Origin of the sequence: Rhodococcus sp. 15-725-2-2b (assembly GCF_002259075.1) — a bacterium.
In the GTDB taxonomy this organism is placed as follows: Bacteria; Actinomycetota; Actinomycetes; order Mycobacteriales; family Mycobacteriaceae; genus Rhodococcoides.
Map to the genome: position 1 here is coordinate 404,010 of NZ_NPFL01000017.1, position 11,191 is coordinate 415,200.

An 11,191-nucleotide genomic window follows, 5' to 3' on the forward strand; every position below is an offset into this window, starting at 1 on the left:
CGATCGCGCTCAGCTTAGTTGGTCGACGCAGTCAATCGAACGAACCTACCGTCCCGTGCGCCCCGTCACCCGCTCTGCGGCGAGCTTTCCCGACACCAGAACCGTGGGAACGCCCACTCCGGGCGTCGTGCCCGAGCCGGCGAGAACCACGTTGTCGAGCCCGGCGACCATGTTCTTGCGTCGGAACGGCCCGGTCTGCCGAAACACGTGCGCCGACGAGAACGGCGAACCGGAGATCATGCCTTTCTGCGCCCAGGTCTCGGGAGTGTCGATGTGGTCGAGTGTGAATCCGTCGAGTAGACCCTTGTACCCCCGACCTTCCATGGTCGTCAGGATCTCGCGAAGGTACGGCTGCGCCAATTCGTTCCAGGGAAGGGGCGCGCTGTCGAGATTGGGGCACGGTGCGAGGATCGACACCGGCTCGCATCGAACACCGTCACGCACCATCTCGAGTTGGGTATCGCTGACCGACGGTCGGGTGATCAGCAGCGACGGATCGGCCATCAAGGACCCCTTGCCCGCCTTTGCGGTGATCCGGCGGAAGGTCTCGGCCCACTCGTCACCGAAGTCGATGGTGTGATGTGCGCGGGCGGGCCACGTCGCCGTCACGTCGGCGGGAACGGTTCCGTGCGCGACGACCGCCGACGGCGAGACGACGCCGTATCCGTTCCGGCGGCCCTTCTTCGACACCGACGCCCGGTCGAGCAGTCGGTCGACGACGGGCAGGTCCGCGGTGAGAACGAGTGCGTCGCACGCGATTCGACCGCCGGCTGCGGTGATCACGGAGTCCGCACGACCTCGGTCGACGGTGATGTCGACGATCTCGGTGCCGAGGTCGAGCGTGCCACCCGCGGTGACGAACGCGTCGGCCATGGCCCGTGCGATGGCCGCCATGCCGCCTTCGGGGAAGAACACCCCGAGCGAGGTGTCCATGTGTGCGATGGCTCCGTAGACCGCGAGCGCCTTCTGAGGTGCCATGCCGGCGTAGAGCGCCTGGAACGTGAACACGCGGCGCAGGCGAGTGTCCTTCAGGAACTTGTCGACGCGTGGCCCGAGCCGGCCGAAGCCGCCCAGTCTGGTCAGCGTCGCGGTGTCGGAGATCGCAGCTTTCGATCCCACGAGATCGAGCGGTGAATCGAAGTTCGAGTCGATGAAGCGGTCGAACTCGGCGTCGAAGATGTCGGCGAGCCAGCGTCGCAGTTCTCGATATCCCTGCGCCTCGGCCGGGCCGCAGGTTCGCTCGACCTCGGCCGCCATGGCCTCGGGATCGGAGTAGACGTCGATGGACGTGCCGTCGGCATAACGCGTGTGATAGGACGGCGACAGAGCGGTCAGCCGAATCGGCGGCGTGGTCGACTCGAAGTCGGCACCCACGGCGGCGAGCGCCTCGAGCACCAGGTTCGGCATCGTGAGCACGCTCGCGCCGTTGTCGATGTCGTACAGGTGCGTTCCGTCGGCGTCCGATACCGGGTACACCCCGACGCGGCCGCCCACGGTCTCTTCGCGCTCGACGATGGTGACTTTCCTGCCTGCTCCCAGCAGATGCAGACCGGCGGCCAGGCCGGCCAAACCGGCTCCCACGACGACCACGGTGTCGGTGGTGCCGGAGACCGTGCGGATCGAAGACATGACGCTCTCTTTCAGTACTGCCGTTGGATGGCGGCGGTTGCCATGGCGCGCAGGTGCGCGGCAGCGACCGGTTCGATCGAACTGTTGTCGAGGGCGGCAACGGCCCGGGTCCCGAGCTCGTCGATCTGTTTCTCGACCGCGTCCACTGCGCCGAGTTCGACGAGGATGGAACGGATGTCGGCCACTTCGTTCGCGTCGAGTTCGGTTCCGAGGCTGGCCCTGATCGTGGCTGCACGATCCGGCCGGGTCCGGTCGGCTTTCTCCAGCGCCAGCGCGATCAGCACGGTGCGTTTGCCCTCGGTGATGTCGTCGCCCGACGGTTTGCCGGTGACCTCGGGATCGCCGAACACCCCGAGGAGGTCGTCGCGCAGCTGGAACGCGATTCCGATGTCCGCACCGAAGTTGCGGTAGGCCGAGATCAGGTTCTCGTCGGCATCGGCGAGCACTGCGCCGAGATGCAGCGGCCGCTCGACGGTGTAGGCAGCGGTCTTGTATCGGTTGACTCGCATGGCAGCCGCGACACTCTCGTCGGTGCCTGCCTCGGCTTCGATGTCGAGCAACTGGCCGCCGAGAACCTCCGTGCGCATCGCCGACCACACCGGTTGGACCCGTCGTGCGGCATCGGCGTCGATGCCGGACTCGCGCAGGAGATCGTCTGCCCAACACAGGGCGAGATCGCCGACGAGGATCGCTGCCGATTCACCGAAATGGTCCGCGCCGCCGGACCACCCCGCGTCTCGGTGCCGTTGGGCGAACCCGACGTGCACGGTCGGGAAACCGCGTCGGGTACTGGAGGAATCGATGATGTCGTCGTGGATGAGGGCGCAGGCCTGGATCAGTTCGAGCGCCGAGCACGCCCGCAGCACTGCGTTCGCTCGGGCACCGGTGGATTCACCGCCTGCACCGAGCCATGCGGTCCAGGCGAATGCAGGGCGCATGCGCTTGCCACCGCGAAGTACGAAGGCCTCGAGGTCGGCCACCGCAGCGGGATAGCCGCCACCGACGGTGTCGACGACATCTCGGCGTGAGGTGAAGAACTCGGCGAGCGTCGCGTCGACGGCCGTGCGCATCGCCTTCGGGTCGTGCGCGGCGGCGGGAGTGTCGACTACGGGTGAAGAAAAGTCTCCGGACAGGACGATCCTCCAAGGTTGCTGTGGATTGCGTGAATTCTCATTCCACAGTAATGGCCGTGGAAACCCTGGACCGACCTGCAGCGAACATCTGTCGTCAGGGATGCCCGACGGGCTTCGGTGGGCCGCAACCTATGATCTTCGGGTGAGCGAAGATTCCGTCAGGGGGCGGTCGAGTCGAGGATTCGTGACGAGAACACCGTCCATCGTCGACCGACTACGGACAGAACCCGAGGCCAGGATCCCGTTCTCGGTGGAGTTCTCGCCTCCGCGAGACGCGGCCGCCGAGGCCAGGCTGTGGCGGGCGGTCCGTGAGTTCGAACAACTTCAGCCCGCATTCGTGTCGATGACCTACGGCGCGGGGGGCTCCACCCGTGATCGGACGGTGCGTGTCACCGGGCAGATCGCCGAGGAGACCACCCTTCTGCCTGTGGCGCATCTCACTGCTGTCTCGCACAGTGTGGACGAGCTGCGATCCATGGTGGGGTCGTACGCGGACCGCGGTATCACCAACATCCTCGTACTTCGCGGAGATCCCCCCGGAGATCCGCTCGGCGACTGGGAGAAGCATCCGGACGGTGTCGAGTACGCCGAGGAGCTCGTCCGGCTGGTTCGCGATCTCGGCGACTTCCACGTCGGCGTGGCGTCGTTCCCCGAAGGGCACCACCGCGCAGGCGATCTCGAACAGGACACCCGATGCCTGGTCGGGAAGTTGCGGGCGGGAGCGGAGTACTCGATCACTCAGATGTTCTTCGATGTGGACGACTACCTGCGTCTACGTGATCGTGTGTCGGCGTTCGACGCCGAGCAGGGTGCCAAGCCGATCATTCCCGAGATCATGCCCATCACCTCGCTTCGGTCGGTTCGCCGGATGCTCGAGCTCTCGGGCACGACGCTTCCGTCGCACCTGGACGAGAAGTTCACGCGCGCAGCGGGATCCGGCCCCGAGGAGGACCGCGCCGCGGTGCGAGAAGTGGGCATCGAACTCGCGACGAACATCGGTGAGCGCCTGATCTCCGAGGGCGCACCCGGACTGCACTTCATCACTCTCAACTTCGCGCGCGCGACGCGTGAGGTGCTCAGCAACCTGGGGCTTGCAGCCGCGAGAGTGTGAGACGGTCAGGTGTGCGGCGCAGGCATCGGGCGCGACTTCCACGACAGCGAGCCGCGACGCCTGCGCACGTGGGACTCTGCGACGAGTCCGACGAAGGCGAGAATCGAGACCGGGTGCAGCGCGGCGTCGACTACGTCGCCCACCCCGAACCGCGATCCCGTCTCGCGCCGCCGCACGGACATCCGTGACACCGTGCCTGCGAGATAGCCGGCGCAGCCGAGGCGACGCGCGACACCCGAGGAGGTGAGCGCAGTGATCGGGGGCAGCACGTACACGACGGTCAGTGCCAGGGCCGCCGCTACCGAACCGGCCGGTCCACCGAACTCGTTCCACAACCACCTGCTGTAGCCGGACCGCAACTCCGCTGCCGATCGGTACATCCGGCATCGAACGAACCCCGCACCCGACGCCACCGCGGTCGAGAACCCCCGCCGACGCAGAGCGCGTGCCAGATCCAGGTCCTCGGTTGCGCTCGCGGCGACGCAGCCGTGGCCCCCCACGGCCCGGTAGGCGGCGGCGTCGAAAGCCATGAACTGCCCGCAGGCGACCGTCATCGACGGTGCGAGCGTCGCGTTGCCGAGAGGGACGGGAAGCGTGGACATCCACGACCATGCGAGCAGGGGCTGGACCAGTCGCTCGACGGTGCTCTCGGCCAGTTGCTCCGGCCACGGGCACAGCAGGGAGGCACCGCGCCTTCGCAGCATGCGGGCCGCTGCCGCCACGGCCTCCGGTTCCAGGCGCACATCGGCATCGACGAACACGATCAACGACGTCGTCGGGTCGTCCTCGTCGGCCAGTCTCGCGAGCTCGGCGCACGCGGCGGCCTTACCGGTCCAGCCGGCCGGGGGAGCGACACCGGAGGTCACGACGTGAATCCTCGGATCACCGCCTGCAGCCGCGCGGGCAGCGGAGGCCGTTCCGTCGGTCGAGTCGTCGTCGAGGACGATCACTCGCAGATCCGTGCACGATCGTTGCTTCGCGAGATCGCCGATCAGCGCGGGAAGCGTCGCGGCCTCGTTGCGGGCGGGTACACAGACGACGACGCTTTCGGTGACGTCCTGCTCCGGGGAGTGCAGGCTCGGCATGAACCGAGAGTTGAACTCCGACACCGCGGCCGACGCAGCCGCGAGGACGGCAGCGGTCGCCGTCGTTCGCGCGAGCACGCGGTCTTTCACACAGATGTTCTCTCGGTCGAGCTTCCCGGCTCGGTACCGCGCGAGCCGCGGCCCCGCAGCGGTGGATTGCGCGACACCCAGGCCATGGCTCCGACGATGGCCGCGACACCGACCGTCACCCCGCCCACGATGCCGGCCCAGCCGGCGAAGCTTCTGGTGTTGGGATCGGGATAGTTGACCTCGGCGCGCACCGAGGTGACCTCGCCTGCCGGCAACTTCCAGGAGATCGAGTTGTCGCTCTCGCGGGTGCCGTTGGTGGTGCCGATGCGGGCCGGGAACGCGATGGTGAACTGTACGTCCGTGCCCTGAACCGGAACGGAGGACAGATCGGCGTTGCCGGCAAGAGTGACGGTGTCACCCGATCGCTGCAGTGTCAGCTGGAACGATCCGGCCGCGTTCTGGAAGATCGAGCCGAGGGTCTGCACGTCGCCGAACGAGAGATCGTCGAAGATGGCCTGCGATCCGACGTATCCGTCCTGGTCGTACGGCTCGACGCGAACCTTGTCCTCGATCGAGGAGGGAACCACCAGTTCCGGGCCGGTGTCGGAGTCCGATGTCGGCACGCTGGCCGCCACGATCTGACCTGCGACACGGTCGTTCGCCGACACGCCCATCGTGACCTGCACGCGCAGGCAACCGGCCAGCATCGGCGCGACCAGCAGGGCCAGTGCGACCACCGAGAGAACGCGGCGGCGGTGGGTTCGATGAGGTGTTCGCGATGTCGACTGCACAGCGACATCGTGCCAGGGCATCGAGGTGATGTCAGTCGGCAGGGGTTGTCAGCGAGGCGTGTCGGGTGTTCCTGGGCAGACGGGCATTCCACAGCAGTGGTATGCCGACGACGCCCATGACGACGAATCCGTACACCGCCGAGAAGCGAAGCTCCGGACCGTCGAGGAACACCGCGTGCGCGAGCGCCGACCCGAGCCACGTCCACAGGAACAATCCGATGGGCACTGCGTCGTCGGACGACCGGGGGCGACCGACGGCGCGGTCGAGCGATTCCATCACCGCAGCCATCAGCGTCGCCACCACCAGCCAGCCGATGTAGTTGGTCAGCGGAATCGACGGCACACCCGGCAGCCCGACCGAACCGGCGGTCCAGGTCCACTGTCCGTCGGTGACCATCTGTGGATCCAGATAGAGGTCCCAGCCGACCATCCCCACCGCCACGGCCACGATTCGCAGTGCGGTGGCGCGCGCCTGCGTCGTGTCGAGACGGCCGACGACGAAGGTCACTGCACACCAGATCGGGTAAAACCCGGCCGTCCACGCCAGAGGGACCACGACGGGTACCTCGAACAGGCTCGGGCCCAAGCGATTCTGCGCGTAGAAGTATTCGCCGAACGGGATCCCGGTGGCCGTGCCGACGAGTTCGGACGCGAACCCGGTTCCTGCGGTCACGACGACGAGAACGGTAGCCCACACGACACCGCGGTTCAGCGCCGCGTGCAGGATCGACGCGAGCGCGAGCAGGGCCACCACCGCCACCGTCACTGCGTCCCTGGTCGATCCCGACACCAGTGGGTAGAGGATCTGGCAGCCCACGGCAGCGGCCGCCACGACGATCGGAACGACCTTCATTCCCGTTTCCTTCCGAAGAACGTGCGACGGCGGGCTGCGCGGGCGTCGGCGATCGCGATTCGGGCCGCCGACCGACCACTGGCCGCGGTGACCCCTCCGCCGGGGTGGGTCGATGCGCCGGTGAGATAGAGCCCGTCGGCACCGGGGACCCGATGCCCGGCCAGTCGAGGATGCGGCCGCCACATCATCATCTGGTCCAACGACATGTCCAGGTGCATGATGTTGCCTCCGATCAGACCGAGCTCACGCTCGATGTCCGGCGGCGATTGAACGAACCGATCCAACACGGACTCGGCGAAACCGGGTGCGTACCGGTCCAGTTCGGCCACGATTCGATCTGCCTCGAACTCGGCCAACGAGCGCTCGCCCGGAACGTCCGATCGCCACTGCCTGCCGTCGGCGAGGGTATGGGGATGCCACTGCGACCACAGTGAGATCTGGTGCTGTCCCGGCGGTGCGATGGTGGGATCGAGTGCGCTGAAGGACATTCCCAGCACGGCCGGGGTGGGCGGCAGGTCGCCGGCCAGGGCGTGCCCGTGCGCCAACCGCAACTGGCTGCGGTCGCGTACCAGCAGCGCCAGACCGTGGGTGCCGTCCTCGATGCGGTCGGCACTCGGGTACGTCGGAAGAGCGTCGGTGGCCAGTCTGACCGCAGTACCGATCCCCGGTCCTACCCGAATCGTGCTGCGCCACGGGGCGATCTGCGCCGAGTCGTGTCCACCGGCTTCGAGAAGGTCGAGGGTGGTCAGGATGTGGCAGCCGGCCACGACGATGCGGCTGTCGATCTCCCGTCCCGACGCGGTCCTGGTGGTCCAGCCGTGCGGGCGGCGTACGAGCGAGGTGACCGCGTCGCCGAGTGTCAGTTCGGCACCGTCGCGTTGCAGCCGAGCGATCATCGCCTCGGTCAATGCTCCGCTGCCGCCGACGGCGCGGCCCGGCGGAAGGGTGTGCATGAGGGCAGCGAAGCCGACCATCGGTGCGGTACCGGGCTCGGACATCGGCGGACCCGACTGAGCGCCGAACCACGCGAGCGCAGCCTTGAGTCGTTCGCTCGAGAACATCTCGTCCAACATGGAATCGCCGGTGGCGAGGAACTCACGCGAGAGCATGCTTCCGCCGTCGGGGGCACCGAGGCCCCAGAAGGATCGGAGCAGTTTCGGACCGGTGGGCGGCCCACCGAACGCACGCATGGTGCGTTCGCTGCGGGGACCCCAGACGGAGACGAACGTTCGGTAGGCGCGCGCGTCGGCTGCGCCGCAGGCGGCGGCGATGGACTCGCAGGTTCGTTCCAGGCTTCGGTGGAAGACGATTCCGCGTTCGTCGGTGCCGACGGCTCCCGGCGCGAACGCCCAGGGGTCGCAGTCGATGTAGCGCAGTCCGAACTCGGCGAGGCCGAGCTCCTCGATGATGCCTGTGTGCCGAATCATGATGTGTGCCGACGAACCACGGTCCACTCGGTGGCCGGGAAAGCGTTCCACCGTCGAGACCGCGCCGCCGGCGACGGAGTCGCGCTCGAGAACCTCGACCGACATGCCGGCATCGGTCAGGTAACAGGCGGAGGTCAGGGCATTGTGGCCGGAGCCCACCACCACAGCATCGATCACACCCTCAGGCTACTGGCCCGTCGAGGGGCAACCGGCGGCCCAGGACCGCGAAGGGTCGTCGGTCCCCGCTGAAGGTGAAGTCGCGCAGTACGTCCGCGAAGCCGAGCCTGCGGTAGAGCCGCCAGGCTCGGTTGTCCTCCTCGGCTACTTCGGGTGTGGACAACATCACGTTGGCCGCCGAGACGCCGCGCAGCAGTCGGCTGCACAGTCGTCCACCGAGACCGTGCCCCTGGGCGCTCGGGAGAACGTGCAACTCGGTCAGCTCGAAGTAGTCCGCGAGCGTGGCTTCGACGGTCTGCGGGGAATGCCCCGTGCGCCGTAATCCGTCGCGAACCTGTTGATGCCACCACTGGTGCGCGGCACCGTGGTAGCCGTACGCGACGGCCACCAGCGAATCGGGCTGTGTCGGATCGGCGTTCGGGAGCAGTGCGCCGACGGCTCGCCAGCCCGGGCGGTGCAGGTGTTCACTCCACATCGGGGCTCGGCTCTGTTCGGTTCCACGCGGATAGCCCATGGCCTCGACGTAGATGGACAGTGCCTCGAACAGCCGCTGGCGGAATTCCGGGGGCGTCAGATCGACCAGGTACGGCGTTGTCCGCGCATCGGTGACGACTGTTCTCAACCTTTCTTCGGCAACTTGTCGGTGGGCACGGCTATATTGAATGTGTCGAACGGGTGTTCGACAATCGGGGCCGAGTGCGCCGGTGGCTTCGGCTCGTATGTCGAGTCGGATTCTTCCGGAGTTCGACTGTAAGGCTTCGCCACGGTTCCGGCCGCGCCAGGTGCGCGCCGGAGATTCGAACTGGAGGTGTTCGAGTATGACGATCACGAAGGCATTCGATGCCGGAGTGCGGTCGCCGGTGTCGCGTCAGGCTCAGATTCTGCTGGGCCGGGCCGATGCTTTGCTGTCCGAGTCCATCGGGGAGAGCGATGCCGGAGATCGATTTCTCGGTAGCTACGCCGCTGCACTGAAAGGCGCGGCAGCTGTGCTGGCGTCGTTGCCGAATTCGATCGGCGCGCGTCCTCGTTCGCGCAGTGCGTGGGTGTTGATGGCAAAGGCGGCACCGGATCTCGCCGTCTGGGCCGACTATTTCGCGTCTTTCTCCGCCACCAGGGCGGCGGTCGAGGCCGGCGCGTCGAGCACGATCGCCGATCTCGATGCCGACGATTTCCATCGACACGTCGGTCGTTTTCTGAACTCGATCGAGGACCGACTCGGCGGGCAGGCTCGATTCGCGTCCGTCGACCCCATGACGGCGCCCCTGTCTGCGTAGCGCACCGAGCTGGACGTCAGGTGACAATCGCCACGTCATCGGCTGTTCGCCCAAGGTTTTCGGGACGTGCGTCTCGAAAACTTCGGTGTTTCTCAGGAACACATCGACCGAGTAGGTGGTAAGCGGCCGATTCAGCTCGTATCATCGACAGCAGGTAGCCGCCAAGGTCAGCTTCCCGTCGTTTCGGAACCGAAATGACCTTCAATATCTGTGCAGGGGGAGGTACCGTGCCACTCTCCGAGCACGAGCAGCGCATGCTCGACCAGATCGAGAGCGCTCTCTACGCCGAGGATCCCAAATTCGCGTCTCATGTGAGGGGCGGTCGCGTACGTGCGGCGTCGAGCAGGAGGCGCTTTCAGGCTGCCGCGCTGTTCGTAGTGGGACTCGTGTTGCTCGTCGCCGGTGTTGCATTGTCGACGAACAGCCTGGCTTTTCTCGTCGTCAGTCTCATCGGCTTTTTGTTCATGTTCGGTGCCGGGGCACTGTTCCTGTTCGGCGGTTCCAGCAAGGGAGCCGCAGCGTCGCAGGACGAGGGCAGCGCATCCAACGATGCTGCCGAGACGTCCGGGCGTGGTACCGGACAGAAATCGAAGGGTGGTCGCAAGGGCGGCAGCTTCACCTCTCGCATGGAAGATCGGTTCCGTAAGAGGTTCGAGCAGGACTGAGTCGACCGGGTTTCGCCGAACCGACCCTTATCGGCTCGTCTCCACAACTTCACGCGTCAACGTAGAACAGCATCTCACCCTCGGGTGAGGTGCTGTTGTCGTTTCTGCCCTCGAACGGACGCCGCCCGATCGACTGCAGCCCTCCGCTCCGCGTCGAGGGCCGGTTCGCGTGTTCGCGCGCGGGAGTTGTGGGACACGTCCCCCACTGTCACCCACGCTCCCCACTTTTCCCCACCGAGGCCCCACCGAGGGGCCGAGATCGACCGTCGTCCACCACCGTAGGTGCTGCGTGCCTGGTCAGGCTGCTTCGATGCTGGACTCGTGCGCCATGGCGTCCGGTTCGAGCCCTCGGAATCGCCCGCGGTATCGCTGACGGCAGCGCCGATCTTCTACGTCTTGACCAGCGCAGACAGTGACTTCTCCAAAGTTTTCCGGCCATGAATGGTTCGAAGTGGGGGAGAGTGGGGTAAAGTGGTCCGCAGCGGAGAGTCGAGGCTGGAGGTGGCGAGTGTTTCTCGGTACCTACACGCCGAAGCTCGACGACAAGGGTCGACTCACGTTGCCGGCCAAGTTTCGGGACGCGCTTGCAGGAGGGGTCATGGTGAGCAAGGGGCAGGATTTCAGCCTCGCTGTCTACACCGCGGCCGACTTCGCGGAGCGCTCTCGGAAGTTGACGGCGGCTTCTCGTGCCAACCCCAAAGCTCGTGCCTACGTTCGCCAGTTCTTCTCGGGAACAGACGAACAGCGGCCGGACGGACAGGGACGCATCACCATCAGTCCCGAGCATCGCCGCTATGCGGGGCTCGAACGAAACTGCGTGGTGATCGGTTCGATGGACTTCATCGAGATCTGGAACGACGAAGCGTGGGCGCGCTACTCCGCTGAGAACGAGCAGGATTTCTCCGACGCTTTCGACGAGTCCCTCGGAGGGATCTTGTAGCCCGACCAGGTCGCCTGCGAGTGCAGCGAGGCCTCTGCCCGATCAGAACCCTGACGTTCTTCCCCAACGCCAGGTT

11 protein-coding genes are annotated in these 11,191 nt (G+C 66.5%); 4 read left to right on the top strand and 7 right to left on the bottom strand.

All coding sequences use genetic code 11. The features are described 5' to 3' along the window. Positions 1 to 45: 45 nt before the first annotated feature. Both crtI and CH306_RS20020 read right to left on the bottom strand, forming a co-directional pair. Positions 46 to 1,629, bottom strand: a complete 1,584-nt coding sequence (gene crtI, locus CH306_RS20015) for a phytoene desaturase family protein (RefSeq protein ID WP_256981213.1) — start codon at positions 1,627 to 1,629, stop codon at positions 46 to 48. An 11-nt stretch (positions 1,630 to 1,640) separates the two neighbouring features. Continuing rightward, positions 1,641 to 2,699: a polyprenyl synthetase family protein gene (locus tag CH306_RS20020; protein WP_094647692.1), complete on the bottom strand. Its 1,059-nt coding sequence runs from the start codon at positions 2,697 to 2,699 to the stop codon at positions 1,641 to 1,643. 247 nt (positions 2,700 to 2,946) lie between these two features. Here CH306_RS20020 and metF point away from each other — a divergent pair, with 247 nt between their 5' ends. Then, positions 2,947 to 3,873, top strand: a complete 927-nt coding sequence (gene metF, locus CH306_RS20025; RefSeq protein ID WP_032394703.1) for a methylenetetrahydrofolate reductase [NAD(P)H] — start codon at positions 2,947 to 2,949, stop codon at positions 3,871 to 3,873. Positions 3,874 to 3,878: 5 nt separating this feature from the next. Here metF and CH306_RS20030 read toward each other — a convergent pair whose 3' ends face one another. From CH306_RS20030 to CH306_RS20050, 5 genes are read right to left on the bottom strand one after another with little or no spacing between them, the layout of a single operon-like run. Next, on the bottom strand, positions 3,879 to 5,048 hold the full coding sequence (locus CH306_RS20030; protein ID WP_256981214.1) for a glycosyltransferase: 1,170 nt from the start codon (positions 5,046 to 5,048) through the stop codon (positions 3,879 to 3,881). After that, positions 5,045 to 5,800: an LppM family (lipo)protein gene (locus CH306_RS20035; protein ID WP_179272919.1), complete on the bottom strand. Its 756-nt coding sequence runs from the start codon at positions 5,798 to 5,800 to the stop codon at positions 5,045 to 5,047. Before CH306_RS20035 ends, CH306_RS20030 begins: the two co-directional genes overlap by 4 nt. A 10-nt stretch (positions 5,801 to 5,810) precedes the next feature. Then, positions 5,811 to 6,632 (bottom strand): carotenoid biosynthesis protein, encoded by an 822-nt coding sequence (locus CH306_RS20040; RefSeq protein ID WP_094647694.1) that lies wholly within the window; start codon positions 6,630 to 6,632, stop codon positions 5,811 to 5,813. Continuing rightward, positions 6,629 to 8,236, bottom strand: a complete 1,608-nt coding sequence (locus CH306_RS20045) for a phytoene desaturase family protein (RefSeq protein ID WP_094647696.1) — start codon at positions 8,234 to 8,236, stop codon at positions 6,629 to 6,631. Before CH306_RS20045 ends, CH306_RS20040 begins: the two co-directional genes overlap by 4 nt. A 4-nt stretch (positions 8,237 to 8,240) precedes the next feature. Then, positions 8,241 to 8,858 (bottom strand): GNAT family N-acetyltransferase, encoded by a 618-nt coding sequence (locus CH306_RS20050; protein WP_045199645.1) that lies wholly within the window; start codon positions 8,856 to 8,858, stop codon positions 8,241 to 8,243. Positions 8,859 to 9,054: 196 nt separating this feature from the next. On the opposite strand from CH306_RS20050, the gene CH306_RS20055 reads away from it, so the two are divergent. The 3 genes from CH306_RS20055 to mraZ all read left to right on the top strand — a co-directional run bounded on the left by CH306_RS20055 (position 9,055) and on the right by mraZ (position 11,115). After that, positions 9,055 to 9,510: an SAV_6107 family HEPN domain-containing protein gene (locus CH306_RS20055; RefSeq protein WP_045194895.1), complete on the top strand. Its 456-nt coding sequence runs from the start codon at positions 9,055 to 9,057 to the stop codon at positions 9,508 to 9,510. Positions 9,511 to 9,737: 227 nt separating this feature from the next. Then, a complete protein-coding gene (locus tag CH306_RS20060; protein WP_094647816.1) occupies positions 9,738 to 10,175 on the top strand; it encodes a DUF3040 domain-containing protein in 438 nt (145 codons plus the stop codon). A 508-nt stretch (positions 10,176 to 10,683) separates the two neighbouring features. Beyond that, positions 10,684 to 11,115, top strand: a complete 432-nt coding sequence (gene mraZ / locus CH306_RS20065; protein WP_027497352.1) for a division/cell wall cluster transcriptional repressor MraZ — start codon at positions 10,684 to 10,686, stop codon at positions 11,113 to 11,115. Positions 11,116 to 11,191 lie beyond the last annotated feature (76 nt).